23 protein-coding genes are annotated in these 21,426 nt (G+C 67.8%); 10 read left to right on the plus strand and 13 right to left on the minus strand.

From position 1 onward, the window contains the following. Positions 1–56: 56 nt before the first annotated feature. The 6 genes from AC07YH_RS18015 to AC07YH_RS18040 all read right to left on the minus strand — a co-directional run bounded on the left by AC07YH_RS18015 (position 57) and on the right by AC07YH_RS18040 (position 6,084). A complete protein-coding gene (locus AC07YH_RS18015; protein ID WP_494748329.1) occupies positions 57–1,190 on the minus strand; it encodes an OmpA family protein in 1,134 nt (377 codons plus the stop codon). Between the two features lie 336 nt (positions 1,191–1,526). Then, the gene (locus AC07YH_RS18020) at positions 1,527–2,654 is read right to left on the minus strand and encodes an ABC transporter permease (protein ID WP_494748330.1); all 1,128 of its coding nucleotides are present in this window, start codon (positions 2,652–2,654) and stop codon (positions 1,527–1,529) included. Further along, a complete protein-coding gene (locus AC07YH_RS18025) occupies positions 2,651–3,571 on the minus strand; it encodes an ABC transporter ATP-binding protein (protein ID WP_494748331.1) in 921 nt (306 codons plus the stop codon). The genes AC07YH_RS18020 and AC07YH_RS18025 overlap by 4 nt, the downstream gene beginning before the upstream one ends. Continuing rightward, positions 3,568–4,551, minus strand: a complete 984-nt coding sequence (locus AC07YH_RS18030) for an HlyD family secretion protein (RefSeq protein ID WP_494748332.1) — start codon at positions 4,549–4,551, stop codon at positions 3,568–3,570. Before AC07YH_RS18030 ends, AC07YH_RS18025 begins: the two co-directional genes overlap by 4 nt. Continuing rightward, on the minus strand, positions 4,548–5,189 hold the full coding sequence (locus tag AC07YH_RS18035; RefSeq protein ID WP_494748333.1) for a TetR/AcrR family transcriptional regulator: 642 nt from the start codon (positions 5,187–5,189) through the stop codon (positions 4,548–4,550). Before AC07YH_RS18035 ends, AC07YH_RS18030 begins: the two co-directional genes overlap by 4 nt. 70 nt (positions 5,190–5,259) lie before the next feature. Further along, positions 5,260–6,084 (minus strand): class I SAM-dependent methyltransferase, encoded by an 825-nt coding sequence (locus AC07YH_RS18040; protein ID WP_494748334.1) that lies wholly within the window; start codon positions 6,082–6,084, stop codon positions 5,260–5,262. Between the two features lie 72 nt (positions 6,085–6,156). Between AC07YH_RS18040 and AC07YH_RS18045 the strand changes: the two genes are divergently transcribed. Beyond that, positions 6,157–6,564 carry a helix-turn-helix domain-containing protein gene (locus AC07YH_RS18045; RefSeq protein WP_494748335.1) on the plus strand — a complete coding sequence of 136 codons (408 nt, stop codon included), beginning with the start codon at positions 6,157–6,159 and terminating at the stop codon, positions 6,562–6,564. On the opposite strand, the gene AC07YH_RS18050 is transcribed toward AC07YH_RS18045, so the two are convergent. After that, positions 6,561–6,932 (minus strand): nuclear transport factor 2 family protein, encoded by a 372-nt coding sequence (locus AC07YH_RS18050; protein WP_494748336.1) that lies wholly within the window; start codon positions 6,930–6,932, stop codon positions 6,561–6,563. The two genes, AC07YH_RS18045 and AC07YH_RS18050, sit on opposite strands and share 4 nt — an antisense overlap. Positions 6,933–7,004: 72 nt before the next feature. Between AC07YH_RS18050 and AC07YH_RS18055 the strand changes: the two genes are divergently transcribed. Continuing rightward, positions 7,005–7,439: a MarR family winged helix-turn-helix transcriptional regulator gene (locus AC07YH_RS18055; protein WP_494748337.1), complete on the plus strand. Its 435-nt coding sequence runs from the start codon at positions 7,005–7,007 to the stop codon at positions 7,437–7,439. A 13-nt stretch (positions 7,440–7,452) separates the two neighbouring features. Here the strand turns inward: AC07YH_RS18055 and AC07YH_RS18060 are convergent, their stop codons facing one another. From AC07YH_RS18060 to AC07YH_RS18075, 4 genes are all read right to left on the minus strand, one after another. After that, on the minus strand, positions 7,453–7,803 hold the full coding sequence (locus AC07YH_RS18060; RefSeq protein ID WP_494748338.1) for a RidA family protein: 351 nt from the start codon (positions 7,801–7,803) through the stop codon (positions 7,453–7,455). A gap of 10 nt (positions 7,804–7,813) precedes the next feature. Then, entirely contained in the window at positions 7,814–9,604 is a 1,791-nt protein-coding gene (locus AC07YH_RS18065; protein WP_494748339.1) for a cation:proton antiporter domain-containing protein, read from the minus strand. A gap of 25 nt (positions 9,605–9,629) precedes the next feature. Further along, positions 9,630–9,878: a helix-turn-helix transcriptional regulator gene (locus AC07YH_RS18070; protein ID WP_494619202.1), complete on the minus strand. Its 249-nt coding sequence runs from the start codon at positions 9,876–9,878 to the stop codon at positions 9,630–9,632. Positions 9,879–9,993: 115 nt separating this feature from the next. Beyond that, complete coding sequence (locus AC07YH_RS18075) at positions 9,994–10,893, minus strand: LysR family transcriptional regulator (RefSeq protein WP_494748340.1); 900 nt, start codon at positions 10,891–10,893, stop codon at positions 9,994–9,996. Positions 10,894–11,010: 117 nt separating this feature from the next. On the opposite strand from AC07YH_RS18075, the gene AC07YH_RS18080 reads away from it, so the two are divergent. Further along, entirely contained in the window at positions 11,011–11,805 is a 795-nt protein-coding gene (locus AC07YH_RS18080; protein ID WP_494748341.1) for a type 1 glutamine amidotransferase domain-containing protein, read from the plus strand. 61 nt (positions 11,806–11,866) lie between these two features. Beyond that, complete coding sequence (locus AC07YH_RS18085) at positions 11,867–12,157, plus strand: putative quinol monooxygenase (protein WP_494748342.1); 291 nt, start codon at positions 11,867–11,869, stop codon at positions 12,155–12,157. On the opposite strand, the gene AC07YH_RS18090 is transcribed toward AC07YH_RS18085, so the two are convergent. Beyond that, the gene (locus AC07YH_RS18090; RefSeq protein WP_494748343.1) at positions 12,158–12,880 is read right to left on the minus strand and encodes an SDR family oxidoreductase; all 723 of its coding nucleotides are present in this window, start codon (positions 12,878–12,880) and stop codon (positions 12,158–12,160) included. It abuts the gene before it with no gap. A 105-nt stretch (positions 12,881–12,985) separates the two neighbouring features. Between AC07YH_RS18090 and AC07YH_RS18095 the strand changes: the two genes are divergently transcribed. The 6 genes from AC07YH_RS18095 to AC07YH_RS18120 all read left to right on the plus strand — a co-directional run bounded on the left by AC07YH_RS18095 (position 12,986) and on the right by AC07YH_RS18120 (position 19,947). Further along, a complete protein-coding gene (locus AC07YH_RS18095; protein WP_494748344.1) occupies positions 12,986–13,885 on the plus strand; it encodes a LysR family transcriptional regulator in 900 nt (299 codons plus the stop codon). A 112-nt stretch (positions 13,886–13,997) separates the two neighbouring features. Beyond that, a complete protein-coding gene (locus AC07YH_RS18100; protein ID WP_494748345.1) occupies positions 13,998–14,372 on the plus strand; it encodes a DUF2946 family protein in 375 nt (124 codons plus the stop codon). Between the two features lie 66 nt (positions 14,373–14,438). Beyond that, positions 14,439–16,487 carry a TonB-dependent receptor family protein gene (locus tag AC07YH_RS18105; protein ID WP_494748346.1) on the plus strand — a complete coding sequence of 683 codons (2,049 nt, stop codon included), beginning with the start codon at positions 14,439–14,441 and terminating at the stop codon, positions 16,485–16,487. 11 nt (positions 16,488–16,498) lie between these two features. Then, positions 16,499–16,987, plus strand: coding sequence for a YcnI family copper-binding membrane protein (locus tag AC07YH_RS18110; RefSeq protein WP_494748347.1), 489 nt, complete (start codon positions 16,499–16,501; stop codon positions 16,985–16,987). 135 nt (positions 16,988–17,122) lie between these two features. Further along, positions 17,123–17,623, plus strand: coding sequence for a copper chaperone PCu(A)C (locus tag AC07YH_RS18115; RefSeq protein WP_494748348.1), 501 nt, complete (start codon positions 17,123–17,125; stop codon positions 17,621–17,623). 203 nt (positions 17,624–17,826) lie between these two features. Further along, entirely contained in the window at positions 17,827–19,947 is a 2,121-nt protein-coding gene (locus AC07YH_RS18120; protein WP_494748349.1) for a M13 family metallopeptidase, read from the plus strand. A 109-nt stretch (positions 19,948–20,056) separates the two neighbouring features. On the opposite strand, the gene AC07YH_RS18125 is transcribed toward AC07YH_RS18120, so the two are convergent. Beyond that, on the minus strand, positions 20,057–21,262 hold the full coding sequence (locus tag AC07YH_RS18125) for a restriction endonuclease (protein ID WP_494748350.1): 1,206 nt from the start codon (positions 21,260–21,262) through the stop codon (positions 20,057–20,059). Positions 21,263–21,426 lie beyond the last annotated feature (164 nt).

Genomic DNA, 21,426 nt, shown 5'->3' on the forward strand with positions numbered 1-21,426 from the left:
AGAGAACGGGCCCGGCGTCGCCGCCGGGCCCTCCCAAGTCTTCAGTCGATTCGATCTTAGAAGTTGATCGAGATCGTGGAACGGCGGTTCAGCGGTTCCTTCACACCGTCGCCGGTGGCGACGGCCGGAGCGCTTTCACCCTTCCAGTCGACGCCGAGGACGCCAGCCGGGACACCTTGCGAGACCAGGGCGTCAGCCACGGCCTTGGCGCGGCGTTCCGAGAGCTTGGCGTTGTACTTCGGCGAACCCGACGTGTCGGTGTGGCCGACGACGACGATCTTCGTCGCGTGACCGTCGTTCGAGTACTTCGCGGCTTCCGTGACCACCGATTGCGCTTCCGTCGTCAGGACCGATTGGTCGAACGGGAAGTACACGATGAACTCGCGGGCCTCATACTGCGGCGGCGGCGGGGGCGGCGGCGACGCGAACGAGTAGCGCAGACCCACGGTCAGCGACTGGTCCTTGTACTGGCCCTTGAACGCGCCCGGTTGCACCGGACCCGAGCTGGTCGTCTGCCAGGTGTGTTCCTGAGCGGTCGCCCAACGATAGGTGAAGTCGATCTTCAGCTTGTCCGTGGCCTTGATCGAGGCGCCGGCCAGAGCTTGGTAGGCGATGGCGATGTCGTCATCGTCAGCCGTCAGGGTTTGCACCGACGGGTTCGCCGTCGTGATCGCGCCCGGGATGTTGCTGTATTGGCCCAGGGCCTTGACGTCCAGGCGGTTGATGCCGACGCCGACGCCGACGAACGGGTTCAGCCAAGCGTCCGGAGCGAAGTCATAAATGACGTTCGCCATCAGGGTCCAGGCGTCGATCGAGCCGCTCGGAGCGCCGCAGGTCGGAGCCGCAGCGGTGCGGGTCACGCCGGGGGTGCAGAGGCCGATCGGCGAGCGCGCCGCCGGGCCACGAACGCCCTTCAGGTCGCCGGGGCGATAGCCGCCTTCGACTTCAGCGCGGACGTGCGGGTTGAACTGGTAGCCCAGGCGGACGAAGCCCGTCCAATCCTTCTCGGTCTTCCAGGCCCAGTGAACGTACTCGCCGTCCGGCGAGGTTTGGTTCGACTGCGTCCCGATGGACTGCGGCCAGTGGTAACCGAGGTCGACCGCGCCGTACCAGCCGGTCTCTTGGGCCGAAACGCCCGACGCGGCGAACACCGCGACCAGAGCAGCTCCCGCCAGGAGGTTGAGTTTCATCGTTGAAGAGCCCTCTATTGCCCTGCCCAGGCCGGAGACCGACCGAGCACTGTTATACCAAGGCGAACGCCACGGGACAGTGTCAGCAAAGACACACTCGTCAGGTTTCGCCCCCCTGCCCTATGCTCAGGAAAGCTAAACATGACCGCCCCTCAGGATCAACTTCCGAGCGTGTCCACCAACGTCCGCAGAAAATAAGCGTCAGCTCCGCTGGGTTCGCACGTGAACCGGTTGCGCGCAAGGGCTTGGCGGCACGAAACAGTCAAGCATTCGCAGATCGTCGCCCAAAAACCGCACATTCTTGCCGGCTAAGTCAGGTCATCGACCGACTCTGCTCTAGTCCAGGGTGGTGCGGTAGCGCGCCATGGCCAGACCCGAGACCACGATCACGAACAGTCCGAGGGCGGAAAGACTTGGCCACAGCGCCGTCGTGTCCAGTCCTTTGAGCAAGGCGCCGCGCACCACTCTGAGGAAGTGTGTCACCGGTATCACGCTGCCCAGGGCCTGCGCCCAGTCCGGCATCCCCCGGAACGGGAACATGAAGCCCGACAGCAGGATCGAGGGCATGATGTAGAAGAACGACATCTGCATCGCCTGCAGCTGGGTCCGGGCCACGGTCGAAATGAGAAAGCCCAGGGCCAGCGATCCGACGATGAACAGCAGGACGCCCAGGCAGAGCGCGATCCAGCCACCCGCCATCGGCACGGCGAACAGGGCCTTGGCCAACACCAGGATCACCACCGTCTGGATCACGCCGACGGCCACGTAAGGGGTCAGCTTGCCGATCATCACCTCGATCGGCCGGGCCGGCGTGGCCAGCAGGCTCTCCATGGTGCCGCGCTCATATTCCCGCGTGACGCCCAGCGAGGTCATCATCACCAGGGTCATGGACAGGATCACGCCCAGCAGGCCCGGCACGATGTTGTAGGCGGTGATGGCTTCGGGATTGTAGCGGCGGTGGATCACCACCTCGAACGGATCGCCACCGGGCTTCGCAACCGCGCCGACCAGATCGCGCGACAGGGCCGTGCGCGGCAGGCTGGAGAGCGCCGCGATCGCGCCCCCGGTGGCGGCGGGATCGGAAGCATCGGCCTCGACCAGGATCTGGGCCGCGTCGCCGCGCACCACCCGGCGCGTGAAGTCGGCGGGGATGGTCAGGGCGAACTGCACCTCGCCGCGCGCCACGGCGTCATCGAGCTCCTTCGGCGAGGTCGCGGTGCGGACGATCTCGAAATAGCCGCTGTTGACCAGGGCCGAGAGGGCGGACCGCGCCATCGGCCCCTGGTCCTGCACCAGCACCGCCGTCGGCAGGTCGCGCGGGTCGTTGTTGATGGCGTAGCCGAACAGCAGCAGCTGCACGATCGGCATGACCAGGATCATGGCATAGGTCAGCCGGTCGCGAGTGAGCTGGATGAACTCCTTGATCAGCACCGCCAGGATGCGGGCGCCCGACAGCTGGCTCATTGAAAGTTGTCCGAGGACTGATCCATCAGCCGGATGAACACGTCCTCCAGCGTCGGCTGGACCTCGGCCCAGGCCAAGGGCGGCTTGCGGTAGGGCGCGATCGCCGCCTCCAGCGCCGCGCGGTCGGTCCCGCTGACGTGCAGCGCGGCGCCGAACGGGGCGGCCATCAGGACACCGGGCTGGCCGGCCAGCTCACGGGCAAGGCGATCCGCCCCCTGTCCCTCGGCGCGGAAGGTGACGAGGCCGCTGTCGGCGATCACCTCATCGGCCGTGCCTCGCGCCATCAGCCGGCCGTAGGCGATATAGGCGATGTCGTGGCAGCGCTCGGCCTCGTCCATGTAGTGGGTCGAGACCATGACGGTCAGGCCCTCGGCCGACAGGGCGTGGATTTCGTCCCAGAACTCGCGCCGCGCCTTGGGGTCGACGCCGGCGGTCGGCTCGTCCAGCAGCAGGAGCCTGGGGCCGTGCATGACGCTGGCGGCCAGGGCCAGGCGCTGTTTCCAGCCGCCGGACAGCGATCCGGCCAGCTGCTTCTTGCGCGCGGTCAGGCCCAGGCGGTCCAGGCTCTCCCTCACCCGCTCGCGGCGGCGGTCCAGCTCGTGGACGCGCGCGACGAAGTCGAGGTTCTCCTCGATCGACAGGTCCTCATAGAGCGAGAACTTCTGGGTCATGTAGCCGGTCTGGCGCTTGACCGCCTCGGCGTCCTTGCGGAAGTCCAGGCCCAGCACCGCGCCCTCGCCGCTGTCGGGGGTCAGCAGGCCGCACAGCATCCGCAAGGTGGTGGTCTTGCCCGAACCGTTGGGACCCAGGAAGCCGGTGATCCGGCCCTTCTCGACCTGGATCGAGACGTCCTGCACCACGTGGCGCGGCCCGAAGCTCTTGTTCAGCCCCCGGACGTCAACGGCCAGGTCGCTCACTTTCCACCGTCCAGCGGAACGATGTCGACCGGCTGGCCCGGCGCCAGCGGCGCGCCGCCCTCGGGCTTGGCCTCGACCAGGAACACCAGCCGCTGGCGGGCCTCGCGGCTGTAGATCACCGGCGGGGTGAACTCAGGCTTGGGGCTGACATAGTTGACCCGCGCCAAGCGCTCGGCCCCGCAGCCGTCGCAGGTGAAGCGGACGACCGTCCCGGCCCGATACCGCGCCACCTCGTCCTCGGGCGCGAAGAACCGCAGGCGCACGCGGTCGTCCGACAGCAGCGCCACGACCGGCTGGTTGGCGGCCGCCCATTCGCCGGGCTGGTAGAAGACGTCCTGCACCCGCGCGGCCGCCGGGGCCTTGGGGCTGATCTGGTCCAGGCGCGATTGGGCGGCGGTCAGGGTCTCGCGCGCCGAGGCCACGGCGGCTTGAGCCGCGTTCACCGCGTCCGGCCGCGCGCCCAGCTCGCCGACGCCCTTGCGCCGCGCCACGGCGGCGGCGTTGGCGCGGGCGGTGTCCAGCGCGGCCTTGACCTGGTCGAGCCGCGCCGGGGCGTAGATGCCCTTGGCCACCAGCGGCGCGATGCGGTTGTAGTCGGATTGGGCCTGACGAACCTGCGCCTGCGCGGCCGCACGCTCGGCGTCATAGACGGCCAGTTCCTGCGGGCGCTGGCCCTTCTGGGCGTCACGCAACTGGGCCTGGGCGATCGCCACCTGGGCGGCCGCCTGGTCGCGGGCGGCGGTCAGCTGGGCGGCGTCCAAAGCGAACAACGGCTGGCCGGCCTTCACCCGGTCTCCGCGCTGCACGGCCACCGTCGAGACCAGGCCCGCGTTCGAGGCTCCGACATAGAGCGTCTCGCCCTCGACATAGCCCGACAGCCGATGGGGCCGATGCGCGTCAGGCCCCAGCAGCCGCCAGCCCAGGAAGCCGGCCAGGCCGACGCCCGCCACGACGGCGACCATCCGGACGGCGGGCTTCATGGCAAGACACCCGCTCGCGGAGCCAGACCCGCCAGCACGGTTTCACGATGCTGTACGATCAATCCTTGGAGGTCGATCGCGGGAGCGCCAACGGGCGTGAACGTCTCCTGCCATATCACGCCCATCAGGATCGGCCCCATGATGCTGAAGGCTTGTAGACGCGGATCGCCTATCCGGATTTCGCCGCGCAACTGAGCCTTCTCCAAGGCCTGGCTCAACGCCTTCATAGCGCGACTGACGACCTCGTCGTGCCAGACCCGGGCCAGTTCCGGAAAGTTGCGAGACTCGCCGATGACCAGCTTGGCCACCGCGCCCAACCGCGATGTTTGAACCATCAGTTCGACGCGTGCGAAGAGCAGACGCAGCAAATCCGGAAATGGGATCGTCGCTTGATTCAGAGCCGCTTCGACGAGGTCCAGGTTCGGGACCACCGCCTCGCGGACCACCGCGCGAAAGATGTCTTCCTTGGTCTCGAAATAGAGATAGAGCGCACCCTTCGAGATTCCCGCCCGCGCGGCGATCTCGTCCAGCTTCGCCGCCGCGAAGCCCTTCTCCGCGAACACCTCGAGCGCGGCCTGGACGATCTCGCCCGGTCTTGCCTCGCTGCGCCGCCGCCATTTCGGGGTACCGGCCTGCATTTTCGCGATCCATTATATAACTGACCAGTCGGATATATAATGGATCTGTGGAAAACTCAAGCTGGTCGGATCAGGCTCGCGCCGTCACCAACCAGCAGGCCGAGTTCATCGCGGCGACGCCATCCTTCACGTACGGCTCCAGCGCCGCCTTCACCGCCACGCGGACCTTCTCGCGCACGGCGTCGTCCGTATGGGCCAGGATCGGGTTCAGCGGCCCCACCCGCAGGCTCATGGTCATGAGCTCCTCGGCGCTGACCGGGGTCGGGTCGTCGAGCGGCGCGATGGCGACGTCGCGCCAGCCGCTCTCGTCCAGGATCGTCCGCACCCGGTCGGGATCGGCGAAGCCGAAGCGGCCGGGCGCGTCCTTCTCGAACTTCGGGACCGTCGGCAGGAACGGCGCGGCGGCCTCCAGCGGGACGGTGGAGATGGCGTTGTCCTCCGGCCCCCGCCAACAGGCGAAGGCCAGCCGACCGCCGGGCTTCAGCGCCGTGCGCAGATTGGCGAAGGCCGCCACCGGGTCGGGGAAGAACATCACCCCAAACCGCGAGACGATGGCGTCGAACGCCGGCGCGAAGGCATGGGTCTGGGCGTCGGCCTGCACGAAGTCGACGCCCTCCAGCCCGTCCGCGCCCGCCCGGCGCCGCGCCAGTTCCAGCAGGGCCGGCGAGATGTCGACCCCGACCGCGCGGCCCTGTGGCCCCACCCGCCAGGCCGCCTCGAAGGTCGTCGCGCCCGAGCCGCAGCCGACGTCCAGCACGGTCTCGCCGGCGCGCAGGTCGGCGGCCTCGACCACCGCCTGGGCGAACGGCCGATACATCCGGTCCAGCAAACCCTGCTGCTCGACCCAGACCTTCCCGGCCCGGTCCCAATAGGCCGCCATGTCCTGGTCGCTCATCCGCATCTCCTTCATTGCGATCCTCGTCTTGCCCCGCCATCCTGCAAGTTCAAGCGCACTTGAGGTCAAGCGATGTTCGACATCGACATATCGGAACTCGCCAGACGCTCCGGGGTGCGGGCCTCGACCTTGCGATTCTACGAGGAGAAGGGACTGATCGCTTCGACCGGCCGGCGAGGCCTGAAGCGGCTGTTCGCGCCGGACGCCGCCGAGCGCCTGGCGCTGATCGCCCTAGGCCGCGCCTCGGGCTTCACGCTGGACGAGATCGCCGGGATGCTGGGCGGGCCAGACATCGACCGCGCCACCCTGCGCGCCAAGGCCGCCGTGCTGGACCGCAAGATCGAGACCCTGACCCGTATGCGCGACGGCCTGACCCACGCCGCCGACTGCAAGGTCCCGCAGCTGATGGACTGCCCGCACTTCCTGCGCATCGTGAAAGTCGCGGGCGCCCGGCGGCGGTATCGGGCCGAGGCGCTCTAGTCCTCCCGGATGTCGAAGCGCGTGACCTTGCCATCGCGCAAGGTGAAGATGTGGCCGACCATCTTGTCCGCGAGCCCGTGCGTCTGGCCCTGAAGCGGGTTGCCATCCAGGTCGCGGATGGTCTGGATGACCTCGGCGACGATCGCGCCGCCCGACGTGCGGTGGAAAGCAACCGGCGCGACGTGCGGACTCACCATGGCCCATTGGCGCGTCCAGTACTCGCGGACGCCATCGTGGCCGTGGACGTGGCCGCCATCCATGCCGTTGGCCCAGGCGACGTCGTCGGCCAACGCCACCAGCACGCCGTCGATGTCGCGCGCATTGAAACGTTCGTAGAGGCCTTCGATGAGCTTGATGTCGGCGTCCATGGGACCTCTCCGTGAGACCGTTGCGTCAAGATACATATGCACGTATACACTTTGACGCAAGAGGAGACGCCGATGGATGTGCTGACCACGCCGGGCCACCTGATCAGCCTGGCCGCGCGCGGCTTCGCCCGTCTCAGCGAGGCGCGGCTGAAGCCGCTGGGCTTCGGGGTCGGCCACCTGCCAGTGCTGGTCGCGCTGCGGGACGGCCAGGCCAGCACCCAGCGGGATCTCGCCCGCTTCGCCAAGGTCGAGCAGCCGCCGATGGCCCAGATGCTGGCCCGCATGGAGCGCGACGGCCTGATCGCCCGCACCCCCGACCCGGCCGACGGCCGCAGCAGCCACATCGCCCTGACGCCGAGCGCGGAGGCGCGCCTGCCGGACGCGATCGAGGTCCTGCTGCAAGGCAATCGCGAGGTGCTGGAAGGCTTCACCGACGCCGAGGCCGACCAGCTGGCCGGCCTGCTTCAGCGGGTGATCGCCAACCTCGACCGGATCGCCAGTACTTAGTGGAAAGGGGCGCCTAACGCGCCGCGACGCCGATCATCTCGACCGCGTATTCGGGACGGGCCAAGCGCGACTCGACGGTCGCCCGGGCCGGCGGGTTGTCGGAATCCACCCAGGCGTCCCAGGCCTGGTTCATCGCGTCGATCTGGCCGATGTCCGCCATATAGATGGTGACGCTGACCAGCGCGGCCTTGGTCACCCCGGCCTGGGCCAGGGTGTCGTCGATCTGAGCCAGAACCTCGCGGGTCTGGTCGAGCACCGACTGCCCGGCCGTCTCCTCGGCCACGTGGCCGGCCAGGAACACCAGGCCGTGGGCGGCGACGGCGTCGCTCCAGCGGGCCGCCTTGCCGATCCGTTCGATGGTCATCCGAAAGCTCCTATCGCAGCGTGGCGTCGCGCAGGCGGCGGCGCTTGCCGCCCAGGGCGTCGGGACGGTTCAGCACCTTGCGGTACTCGTCGCGGCGCTCGTGGATCGAGGCGATGACCAGGCCCATCGGCACGCCGATATCGACCAGCACGGCTTCGGACAGCTGCAACGAGGCCTCGATGGTCTCGGGCACCGCGTCCGTGGCGCCCAGCTCGTAGAGCCTTGCCGCGTGACGGGCGTCGCGGGCGCGGACCACGATCGGCACGTCCGGCCGAGCCCCGCGCGCGGCGGCGACCACCGCCTCGGCGGCTTCCGGCGAGTCCATGGTGATCACCACCGCCTTGGCGGTCGCCAGGCCGCAGCGCTCCAGCAGCTCCAGCCGCGAGGCGTCGCCGTAGTAGATCTGCAGGCCTTCGCGGCGCCCCTGCTCGACCAGGCGCGCATCGCGCTCGACCGACAGCCAGGGCAGGTCGTGGCGGTTCAGCATGTCGCCGACCAGCTTGCCGACCCGGCCATAGCCGACGACCAGCACCTGATCGGCGGCCTCTTCGCCACCGCCGTGCGCTGCCGTTTCCGGCGGCGCCTCGGTGGTCGGGGCGGTCTTGTTGCGCGCCAGGCGCGCGCCCAGGCTGGTCAGGGCCGGGATCAGGAACATGGTCAGGGTGGCGCCGACCAGCACCGCCTGGCCGACCGGACGCGGCACGACGCCCGCGCCCATGGCGTTGTCCAGGATCACGAAGGCGAATTCGCCGCCGGCCGCCAGGGCCAGAGCCGACTCGAGCGAGGGCCTGGTCCCCACGCCCAGCAAACGCGCCGCGCCGAACACGATGATCAGCTTGGCGGCCAGCAGGCCCAGGGCCGAGCCCAGCACCATCATCGGCTGGGCCACGATCAGGGAGAGGTCCAGGCGGATGCCCAGCGAGACGAAGAACAAGGAAAGCAGCAAGCCCTTGAAGGGCTCGATCTTGACCTCGACCTCGTGGCGGTACTCGGTCTCGGCCAGCAGCACTCCGGCCACGAAGGCGCCCAGGCCCATCGACAGCCCCGAGATCGCCGCCACCAGGCCCGCGCCCAGGATGACCAGCAGGCAGGCGGCCATGAACATCTCTTCGCTCTTGGCCTTGGCGACGGACTTCATCATCGGCCGCAGGGCCAGGCGGCCGAACAGCACGATGGCGCCCAGGCCCAGCACCGCCGGACCGAGGGCCAGCAGGTCCTTCATCGCGAACGAGCCGTCACCGCGGCCCAGGATGGCCAGGGTGATCAGGATCGGGGCGACGGCCAGGTCCTGGAACAGCAGCACCGAGAAGGTGGCGCGGCCACCCTCTGAATGCAGACGCCGGGTCTCGGACAGGACGGGAATGGCGATGGCGGTGGACGACAAGGCCAGGGCCGCGCCGATGGCCATGGCCGCGACCGGCGGCTGGCCCAGCAGCATGGCCGCCACGCCGATGACGACCGACGAGCCGATCACCTGGATCGCGCCCAGGCCGAACACCAGCCGGCGCATCAGCCGCAGGCGCTCCCACGACAGCTCCAGGCCGATCATAAAGAGGAGGAAGACCACCCCGAACTCGGCGATCTGGGCGATTTCGGCCGGGTTGTCGACGGTGACGTGATTGAGCCAGGGGACTTGGGGAATGAAGCGGCCCAGGCCGAACGGCCCCAGGATCACCCCCGCCAGGAGGAAGCCGAGGATCGGATTGATCTTCAGGCGCTTGAAGAGCGGCGCGGCGACCCCAGCGGTCGCCAAGAACAGGACCACATCCTTGTAGTCCCCGGGGGAAACCTCGTGCGCCACGCGCCCTCCTTCGTGCTTGTTGCTCCTACCCGGCCAGTCGCAGCCGAACGCCCGCTCCGAATTCAGCCGAAGCGATCAGAATGACCCCGCCGGCCTCGATCGCGTCGATCAGAAGCCGCTCGGTGCTATGATGCAGCGCGTGGCGCTCGGTCTCGAAGTCCTTGACCGTGCTCCGCGACACCCCGGCCTTGTCGGCCAGTTCGCCTTGCGACCAGTTCAGAAGGCCGCGCGCCCCGCGACACTGCGCGGGCGACATGATCTTGGCGTGCGGCATGCCGCGCATCTCTTAAGTCAACCAGATTGGTTGAATGTAGCCCGAAAGGCTGAAATGTCAAGGATCGGCCCGCGAATGAGTCGCGAAAAGTCGCCCGGCGCGCGAAGTTTTGCCGTCAGGCCAGGCTCGCCGCCGCCTCGCTGATCAGCCCGCGCAGCCAGCGGTGGGCGGGGTCGTTCCGGTAGCGCACGTGCCAACCCATCTGCACCGGGAAGGTCCCCAGATCGACCGGCGCGGCCACCACCTTCAGGCGCGGATCGCTCGACAGGTGGCGGCAGATCAGCCTGGGCAAGGTGGCGCAGTAGTCGGTGGCCGCGACCATCTCCGGCACGGCCAGGAAGTGGGTGACCGAGACGGCGACCTCGCGGCGCAGGCCCTGCTGGTCCAGCGCCTGGAACAGGCCCGTCCGCATCCGGCCCGGCGGCAGGACATTGACGTGCTTCAACCGCTCGTACTGCTGGCGCGAGAGCGTGTCGCCGATCTCCGGGTGGTCAGCGCGCACCACGCAGGCCAGACCCTCGTCCATCAGGTGCTGGACCACCAGGTTGTCGGGCGGATCGACGATGCGGCCCAGCACCATGGCCGTCGTGCCCGACATCACCCCGGTCTCGGCCAGGTCGTTGCCGAACGGCGTCAGCCGCAGCTTGATGCCCGGCGCTTGCTTGGCCAGGCGCGAGACGATGGTCGGACCCAGCACGAACTCGACATAGCTGTTGGGCGCGACGACGAAGGCGTGGTCGGCGAGGGCTGGATCGAAGTCCTGCTGGCCCAGCACCACCTCGTCGATCCTGGCCAGCGCCTCGGCGATGTCCGGCGCCATCGCCTCGGCCTTCTCGGTAGGCCGCAGGCCGTAGCGCTCGCGCACGAACAGCGGGTCGCGCAGCATGACGCGCAGGCGAGCCAGCGAATTGGACAGCGCCGGCTGGGTGATGCCCAGCCGCTGGGCCGCGCGCGTGACGCTGCGCTCTTCCATCAGCGCCACGAAGACCGGCAGGAGATTGAGGTCGTACCGCATCAGACATCACTGATACGAATATCTACAATCATATCAATAAAGTTCTGGAATATCTCTCGCGGGAGCATGGTCAGCCTGTCCGAAAGGGACAACCAACCCAGCCAAACGGAGGCAGTCATGTCGAAGGGCAAAGTTCTCGTCGTCGGTTCCAACGCCACCCGGATCGAAATCCAGGGTGGCGGCTTCGGCGCCACCGGCCAATATCTCAACGAAACCGTCGTGCCCGCCATGGCCGTGGCCGCGGCCGGCTACGAGGTGGTCCTGGCCACCCCGAACGGCGCGCAGCCTTTCATCGATCCGCACTCGGACAGCGCCGGCCACTTCGGCGACGACCAGGCCGCTTATGAGAAGGCCCGCGCCTATTTCGACACCGATCCGGCCATGACCAACGTCCGCACCCTGACCTCGGTGATCGAGGAAGGCCTGGACAACTACGCCGGCGTCTTCGTGCCGGGCGGCCAGGCCCCGGGCGTCGACTTGATGCAGGACGCCGAACTGGGCGTGATCCTGCGCCACTTCCATGCGCGCTCGAAGCCCACCGCCCTGCTGTGCCACGGCCCGATCGCCGTCACCGCCGCCCTGCCCCACGCCCGTGAGTTCCGGGCCGCCCTGATCGCCGGCGACGAGGCCAAGGCCGCCGAATGGGCCAAGGACTGGCAGTATGCCGGCTACAAGATGACCGTCTTCTCCAACAGCGAGGAGAAGGTCGTCGAGGACCACGTCCTGAACGCCAAGCTCTACTTCAACGTGGCCGACGCCCTGACCATCGCCGGCGGCGAGGTGATCACCACGGAGGTGAACTTCACCCCCAACGTGATCGAGGACCGCGAGCTGATCACCGGCCAGAACCCCAAGTCCGACCACCCGCTGGCCGCCAAGTTCGTGGCCGCCCTGGACCGCGCTCAAGCTTAGAACCGTCAGGTCTCCGGTGGAACACCCACCGGAGACCGGTCTCTTCCCAAGGAACCCACCGATGTCCGTGAAGATCATCGCCCTGCTGACCGCCCGCCCCGGCAAGCTCGCCGAACTGGAAGCCCTGCTCCACACCTTGCAGGCCGCCAGCCGCGCCGAGCCCGGCAACCTGCGCTGGGACATCTGGCGCGACCAGGCCAACCCCGAGCGCCTGGTGCTGGACGAGCTCTACATCGACGCCACCGACGTCGCCGCGCACCGCGAGACGTCGCACTTCAAGGCCTATCTGGCCGTGATCAACGACCTGGCGGAGCGCACGGCGCTGGTGCTGGATGCGATGTCGGTGGGGTGACTAGCCCACCGACGCCGTCGGGCGGACGACGATCTCGTTGACGTCCACACCGTCCGGCTGCTCGATCGCGTAGCGCACCGCGCGGGCGATGGCCTCGGGCTTCAGGGCGATGGCGCGATAGGCGGCCATGGCTTCGATCGCGACCGGGTCGGTGATGGTCGAAGCCAGCTCGCTCTCGACCACGCCCGGCATGACGCAGGTCACGCGCAGCGCCGCGTTCTCCTGGCGAAGACCGTCCGAAATGGCGCGCACCGCATACTTGGTGGCGCAGTAGACGGCGGCGGTCGGCACCACCGACAGCGCGCCGATCGAGGCGATGTTGACGATCTGCCCCGAGCCGCGCGCGGTCATCTCCGGCAGCACCGCGGCGACGCCGTACAGCACGCCCTTGATGTTGACGTCGACCATCCGATCCCACTCGTCGACCTTCAGCGAGGCCATCAGCGACAGCGGCATGACGCCGGCGTTGTTGACGATGACGTCGACCCGTCCCCAGGTCTCGCGCGCCGCCTGGGCGAAGGCCTCGACGCTGGCGCGGTCGGTGACGTCCAGGGCCCGCGCCTGGGCGACGCCGCCCGCCGCGACCAGTTCAGCGACCAGGGCGTCGAGGCGGTCGGTGCGCCGCGCGCCCAGCATGACCTTGGCGCCGGCCGCCGCCAGCTCCCGTGCGATGCCTTCGCCGATGCCGCTGGACGCGCCGGTGATGAGAACAACCTTATCCATGTCCGTCTCCTGAGCGGGCCGATCGCCCGAGCCCAGGAGGTAGTCGTCCGCGATTGGCGCGACTATTGGCTCAAACATGCATGATCTGGTAAGCAGTTCTTACCAATGTCCTTCGATCTCAACGCCCTGGCGACCTTCGCCGCCGTCGCCGAGGCCCGCAGTTTCCGCGCGGCGGCCGAGCGGCTGGGCGTGACGCGCTCGGCCGTCAGCCAGGCGATCCGCAAGCTGGAGCAGGACCTGGGCGCGGCCCTGCTGCACCGCACGACCCGCAGCGTCCACATGACCGAAGCCGGAGAGCGGCTGCTGGCCAGCGTCGCCCCGGCCCTGGCCGAGATGCGGGCCGCCGCCGCCGCGATCACCGACCGCGAGACGCGTCCGGCGGGCCTGCTGCGGCTGGCCGTCTCCTCGATCGCCGAGCGCTTCATCTCCGGTCCGCTGCTGGCCAGCTTTCGCGAGGCCCATCCGGACGTGCGCCTGGACATCCTGGTCACCGACGAGCCGTTCGACATCGTCGAGCGCGGCTATGACGCCGGCGTGCGCCTGGGCGAGGTGATCGAACAGGACATGGTGGCGGTGCCGGTGTCGGGTCCGCAGCGGCAGGTGGTCGTCGCCGCCCCCGCCTATCTGGAGCGCCACGGCGCCCCCGCCCATCCGCGCGACCTGACCGGCCACCGATGCATCGGCTGGCGGCCGGCTCCCGACGTCGCGCCCTATCGCTGGGAGTTCGAGGAAGACGGCCGCGAGTTCGACGTGGCGGTCGATCCCGAGATCACCACCAACGACATGCTGCTGATGATCCGCACGACCTGCGCCGGCGGCGGCCTGACCTTCGGCATGCTGGAAACCTTCCAGCCGTGGATCACGCGCGGCGAGCTGGTCCCGGTGCTGGAGCCCTTCTCGCCGGTCTTCCCGGGCTTCTTCCTCTACTTCCCGGCCCGCCGGAACCTGGCGCCCAAGCTGCGGGCGCTGATCGACCACGTGAAGGTCGCGCGTCGGCAGGCCTAAAGCGCCCCTTAAGGGCCCGCGCTTCCATCCGCCTCACCCTCGCCTGATTGACCGCCTCACCCTCGCGCCCTACTCAGCGAACATGGTCGCCCGCTTAGGACAGTTCCGAGCCTTGCTCGCCGCGTTCGCGGCGATGCTGGCCGTGTTCGTCCAGGCGCTGACGCCGGCCGCGGCCATGGCGCATGACCTGCGCGAGAGCGGCTCGGCCATAGTCATCTGCTCGGCCGAGGGCTCCAAGGTCGTCATCCTCGAGAAGGACGGCTCGGTCCGCACGGCCCCGGCCAAGGGCTTCATGGGGCTGAAGTGCTCCAACTGCGTCGGCCCGACCCTGGCGGTCACGGTCGACGTCCCGGTCCCGGCCATCGCCCCCGTCCAATATGCCGAGTTCGTCGAGACGCCCGTCCAGCGCGTGCTCGGCGTTCGCGGCCATGCTCGCGCCCCGCCGCGCCCGCCCAGCCAGGGCCCGCCCGCCAACCTGAACGCCTGACCTTTTTGCCGCCGCGCCGCGTTGAACCGCCGCGCGCCTCTTCACGCCTTCAGGACTCTCATTCCTATGTCGATCTTCCGCCGCGCCCTGCTGGGCGCCGCTGCGCTCGCCGCCATCGCGCCCGCCGCCTACGCCGCTGAAACCGAAGACCAGGCCGTCTCCTCGGTCATCGTCACCGCCCGCCCCAACCCCGAGGACCCGCCCGTCGTCGCCGACGCCCGCCGACGGCTGTCGGAGACCCCCGGCGCGGTGTCGGTGATCTCGCAGGAGAGCTATCTGGCCCGCCAGGCCCTGGCGCTGGACGACATGCTGCGCGACGCCCCCGGCGTCTACGCCCAGCGCAAGTGGGGCGGCGACGTTCGCATCTCGATCCGAGGCTCGGGCATCGGCAACGCCAACCACAATCGCGGCCTGCTGCTGGCTCAGGACGGCGTGCCGCTGAACGAGGCCGACGGCTATGGCGACAGCCAGATCGCCGACCCGCTGAACACCCGCTACGCCGAGGTCTATCGCGGGGGCAACGCCCTGCGCTTCGGCGGCGCCCTGCTGGGCGGGGCGATCAACATGGTCACCCCGACGGGCAAGGACGCGGGCTTCCAGAACCAGGTCCGGATCGACGGCGGGTCGTTTGGCCTGCTGCGCGAGCGCGTGGCGATCGCCCGCCAGTCCGGCGACTGGGACGTCTACGCCGCCGCCACCAACCAGACCGGCCAGGGGTGGCGCTCGCAGAGCCAGCAGAACATCCAGTTCGGCAGCCTCAACATCGGCCGCAGCTTCGGCGAGGACCGCGAGGTCCGCTTCATCGTCAACGGCTCGAACATCAACCAGGAGATCCCCGGATCCCTGACCCTGGCCCAGTTCCAGGCCGATCCGCACCAGTCGGCGGCCGGCAACCTGGCGGGCGACCAGGGCCGCAACCAGCGCGGCCTGCGCGGCTCGCTGCGCACCAGCTGGCGGCTGAACGACAGCCTCGTCTTCCAGGGCGCGGTCTATGCGGTGTGGAAGGACCTGGACCACCCGATCTTCCAGGTCATCGACCAGCAGAGCCGCAACTACGGCGCCTTCGGTCGCTTCGACTGGGACGGCCAGGTCGCCGGCAAGCGGACCGACGCCTTCTTCGGCGCCTGGTACCGCACCGGCGACATGGACAGCAATTTCTACGTCAACAACCGGGGCGCACGCGGCGCGCCGACCTCGCGGACCTTGCAGAACGCCAAGGCCGTGGACGTGTTCGGCGAGGGCCGCCTGTTCGTCACCGACCGTGTGGCCGTGGTGGCCGGCGCGACCTGGGGCCAGGCGGAACGCGACTACACCAGCTTCGCCATCCCGGGCCAGGCGGCGACCTTCAACCTGCACGCCGACAAGACCTATGACTGGGTGTCGCCGCGCGTCGGCCTGCTGTGGCAGGACGAGGCGGGCGACCAGGTGTTCGCCAACCTGACCCGCTCGGTCGAGCCGCCGAACTTTAGCTCGATGAGCCCGACCAACACCGGCTTCGCCCCCGTGAAGGCCCAGAAGGCCTGGACCGGCGAGGTCGGCGCGCGCGGTCATCGCGGCCCGTTCACCTACGACCTGACGCTCTATCGGGCCGAGCTGCGCGACGAGATGCTGCAATATGCGGTGACCTCGTCGATCCCGGCCTCGACCTTCAATGCCGACAAGACGGTGCACCAGGGGATCGAGGCGGCGCTGGACTGGGCCGTGGCCCCGCGCTGGCGCCTGCGCCAGACCTGGACCTACTCGGACTTCCGCTTCAAGGACGACGTCCAGTTCGGCGACAACCGCCTGCCGATCGTGCCCAAGAATTTCTACCGCTCGGAGGTCCGTTACGACGACCCGCGCGGCTGGTTCGTGGCCCCCTCGGTCGAGTGGTCGGCCAGCGACGCCTGGATCGACTACAAGAACACCAAGACCACGCCCAGCTATGCGATCGTCAACCTCAACGCCGGCTGGAAGGTCACGCCCGCCGTGTCGCTGTTCGTCGACGCGCGGAACCTGACCGACAAGGCCTATGTCTCCAACACCCAGGCCGCCGTCGCCTGGACCGCCGCGACCGCCACGATCTGGCCCGGCGACGGGCGTTCCGTGTTCGGCGGCGTCACCGTGAACTTCTGAGGAGAGCCCCGATGAAAACCCAGCTGATCGTCCTCGCCCTGCTGGCCGCCACGCCTTTCCTGGCAACGGGGGCCGCAGCCCACGTCGTCGCCGTGCAGGACACCGCCAAGGCCGGCTCCTACACCGCCATCGCCTTCCGCGTCGGCCATGCCTGCGGCGCCGGTGACGCGACCCTGAAGGTCCGGATCGAGATCCCCGCCGGCGTCGCCTCGGCCCGGCCGCAGGTGAAGCCGGGCTGGACCTACGCCCTCGAGCGCGGACCGGACCCGAAGGCCGCGCCGACGGCGATCACCTACACCGGCCGCCTGCCCGACGAGGCCTTCGACGACTTCGCGGTGCTGATGAAGCTGCCGGCGACCGGCGACCGCTTGGTCTTCCCGGTCGTCCAGACCTGCGAGAAGGGCGAGAGCCGTTGGACCGACGCGCCCGGCACCGAACGCCCCGCGCCGGTCGTCACCCTGATCCCGAATGACGCGGCCCCGGCCGCCCACCATCATTAGTCAGAGGGGCCGTTCTCGCCCTTCGACGAGCTCAGGGTGAGGACTATTGCTAAGGCCGTTCAGTCGAAAACCTCATCCTGAGCTTGTCGAAGGACGAGGTTTTCGCCCCCGCTCATCACCACTAAGGAGCGTCCCATGTCGCGACCGTTCGCCATCGCCCTGACCGCCATCCTGGCCGCCGCCTCAGCCGCAGCTCCCCAAAGTGTTTTGGCCGCCGACTACAAGCTCGGCGCCGTGACCATCCGCCAGCCCTGGAGCCGCCCGGCCCAGGCAGGGATGAACGGCGTCGGCTTCATGACCATCGCCAACGCCGGCAAGACGCCGGTGACGCTCAAGCGAATGGAGACCGCGGCGGCGGACTCCGTCGAGATCCACCAGTCGGCCATGGTCAAGGGCGTCATGACCATGCGCGAGTTCGACAAGGGCGTGGTGATCCCGGCCGGCGGCCAGATCGTCTTCGCCCCCGGCGGCTACCACTTCATGATCCTGTCCCTGAAGGCCGACCAGAAGGTGGGGCAAAAAGTTCCCGTAACCTTGGTCTTCGACAACGGCCGCAAGGTCCAGATCGACCTGGCCGTGCAACTGACGCCGCCGGCCGGCGGGCCGGCTCCCGCCGCGTCCGAGCACCGTCACTGAAGAGTCAAAAAATGGGCTACATGAACTTTTTTTAAGGGAGCAAATATTCCGCGCCCGTGCAGATTGCCGGCCAGAGCCTGTCCGTTTCTGATGAAATCAGACACGGACAGGCTCTGGTCCAAACATATGGAGCGTGGCGGCCGCCGAAACCGCTCACACTTTCGGCTGCCACGCTCCAGCTCACACCAACGGATGCGACTTCCATGAAACGAGTTTGGTTCGGCGCCGCGGCGATGGCCGCGCTGTCCCTGTCGGCCTTCGGGGCCCAGGCCCACGAGGAACACCCCTGCGTCAACGACGCCTGCACGATCCAGTCGCTGCTGCCGGCGCTGGCCGAAGGCGCCGCCTCGGGCGACGTCACCTCGCTGGAGTCGCCGAAGTACGGGACCTGGGGTTTCGACATCTCGGGCATGGACACCTCGGTGAAGCCGGGCGACGACTTCTACAAGTTCGCCAACGGCGCCTGGGACGCCAAGACGGTGATCCCGTCGGACCGCACCCGCTACGGCAATTTCGACAAGCTGTCGGAGCTGTCGGAAGCCCGCACTAAGGCGATCATCGAAGCCCTGGCCGCCGACAAGGCCGCCACCGGCGAGAAGGCCAAGATCGGCGCCGCCTATCGCTCGTTCATGGACGAGGCCGGCATCGAGAAGCTGGACGCCGCCCCGATCAAGCCGTGGCTGGCCGGCGTGCAGAAGATCAAGACCAAGGACGAGTTCACCGCCCTGATGGGCAAGAGCTCGACCACGCCCTATTCGGCGATCATCGGCCTGGGCATCTCGACCGACGCCAAGAACCCGAAGGCCTACGCCGTCTACGCCTCGACCGGCGGCCTGTCCCTGCCCGACCGCGACTACTATCTGGACGCCAAGTTCGCCGACAAGAAGACGGCCTATCTGGCCTATGTCGAGAAGATGCTGACCCTGGGCGGCTGGGAGAAGCCCGCCGAGAACGCCAAGGCCATCGTCGAGTTCGAGACCAAGCTGGCCGAGGCCTCGTGGAGCCGCGTCGAGCGTCGTGACCGCGACAAGACCTACAACCCGGCCACCCTGGCCGAGCTGCAGGCCCAGACCCCGGGCTATGACTGGAACAAGTATCTGGTCGGCACCGAACTGCCGAAGGTCGATCGCTTCATCGTCACGACCAACACCTCGTTCCCGAAGTTCGCCAAGATCTATGCCGACACCCCGATCGAGACCCTGAAGGCCTGGCAGGCGTTCAAGGTGATCGACGGCGCGGCCCCGACTCTGTCCAAGCGCTTCGTCGACGCCAGCTTCGAGTTCCGCAACAAGACCCTGGCCGGCCAGCCCGAGCAGCGCCCCCGCTGGAAGCGCGGCGTCGCCCAGGTCAACGGCATGCTGGGCGAAGCGGTCGGCAAGGAATATGTCGCCGCCTACTTCCCGCCGGCCTCCAAGGCCAAGATGGTCTCGCTGGTCGGCGACATCCGCACCGTCCTGAAGACCCGCATCGAGGCGTCGGACTGGATGGGCGCGGAGACCAAGGCCAAGGCCCAGGACAAGCTCAACAAGTTCACCGTCAAGATCGGCTATCCCGACAAGTGGCGTGACTATTCCAAGCTGGAGATCAAGGAGGGCGACGCCTATGGCAACGCCCTGCGCGAAGCCGCCTGGGACTATCGCCACGACGTCGAGCGCCTGAACCAGCCGGTCGACAAGTCCGAGTGGGGCATGACCCCGCAGACGGTCAACGCCTACTACAACTCGGTCAACAACGAGATCGTGTTCCCGGCCGCCATCCTGCAGGCGCCGTTCTTCCATCCGGACGCGGATCCGGCCGTCAACTACGGCGGCATCGGCGGCGTGATCGGCCACGAGATCGGCCACGGCTTCGACGACCAGGGCCGCAAGTCCGACGGCGACGGCGTGCTGCGCGACTGGTGGACGGCGGAAGACGCCGCCAAGTTCAAGGTCCAGTCCGACAAACTGGGCGCCCAGTACTCGGCGTTCGAGCCCTTCCCGGGCGTGCACGTCAACGGCGGCCTGACCATGGGCGAGAACATCGGCGACCTGTCGGGCCTGGGCTTCGGCCTCGACGCCTATCACGTGTCGCTGCAGGGCAAGCCCTCGCCGGTGCTGGACGGCTTCACCGGCGACCAGCGCGTCTATCTGGGCTGGGCCCAGGTGTGGCGCCAGAAGTCGCGCGACGACGCCCTGAAGCAGCAGATCGCCAGCGACCCGCACTCGCCGGCCCTCTACCGCGTCAACGGCACGGTCCGGAACCAGCCGGGCTGGTACAGCGCCTTCGACATCAAGCCGGGCGACAAGCTGTACGTCGCCCCGGCGGACCGGGTGAAGATCTGGTAGGTCGAACGACCAACCCGAAACAGGAAGGGCCGCCGGACAACCGGCGGCCCTTTTTGGTTGGGGCGGAGGGGGCGCTAAGTCGGACCTACGGTCGTTTCTGAGGCCTGGGTTATGTTGCAGCCACCAACTCGTCAGCCCAATCCCGCAATTGGTCATGGTGCAAAAGAGCAACACGGTTGGTCACGGCTAACGATTTGGCCGAGGGGGTATAGCTGCTGTTGGTCACGCAGGCCGCATGGTTGGCAAGCTCATGCGCGCGCGCCGCCGCGACTTCCTGGACGGCTTTGTTCCCTACCGGATAGCTGTAAAGCTTGCATTGCAGGACCAATTTGATGCCGTCACGCTCAGCGATGACGTCTGAGCCTTGGTCGCCACTCCCCTTGGTGACCCGCGCGCTCCACCCCGCTTCGCGCAGGATATCGGCGCAATGGTGCTCATAATGCGTTGGATCATTGCCGTTGAAAGTCGGCGCAATATCTTTCAGGTCAATCCCGAGTACCGCAAGACGTTCTTCAATAAGCTTGAAAGCATCGACAGAGCCAACAATCTGCCTTTGCCGTTGGTCGAGCCTAGGCCAGATGATTGTCTCGTAAAAATAGGCAGCCTCCTTGCGCCAACCCTTCACTACCAGGGTCCCGTAGGGATCCGTGACGATCAGTTGGCGTCGTTGTAGAGCGAGCGCCTTGGCGTGTTGATCGATCAGCGCATAAGCGGTGGCAAAGGCCTGAAGACGGCGATGTCGGCGACCCACGGTCACCAGAAGCCAAGCTACAAACACTACGGCCAGAAAGATGAGAAAACCGATGGGACTCGACGTCGTGGCAGGAGGTTGAGTGTCGCGTTGGGCAGGAGAGGCCTCGACCGGTTGGCGTATGCCGGTGTTCGCGGAAGGCTCCGGCGTAACGGAACCGGACGCATCGTGCGTCGCCGATTGTGCAGTTTCCGCGACTTGGGCAATTGCCTCCGGTGCTGCAGCATCAGGACCGCTGAATGACATCTGTACGGAGGTCGCCGCGCTCAATTGCGTTAGACGAGTCCCATAGACCTCCCGCAAGCATGCTAGCGATGCGCAGCTATTTCTCTCTTCGAGCCACTGCCTTTGCTCAGCGCGCACGGACCCCGACAAATCCTGAAGACGCATGGCCTTGTAGAGCGAAGCGATCGTTTCATCCTGGGCGGAAAGCTCGGTGTCACTGCATACAGCTTGCTCGACTTGGCTCAGGGTCCCTTCGCACGCGAAACTAGCAGCCCAAGTCATTGACGGAGGAATGGCAACCGCCATCGCCCCAATAGCCGACGCCGACAATAGGCGCATATGCGTCCTCAAGCGCTCACTTTTGACCATGTCGCCCCCGCGCCAACAGAACACTGCTTAGTCGTTTACCTGTAAGGGTTGTCCCACGCGCGACCTTCGTCAACACCGTCAGCAATCAGGCCCGCGTCTAGCGTAGTTGGATCGGACCGACGGGGGCTATCGCT

The sequence above is a fragment of the Caulobacter sp. GW456-12-1-14-TSB4 genome (assembly GCF_059424195.1).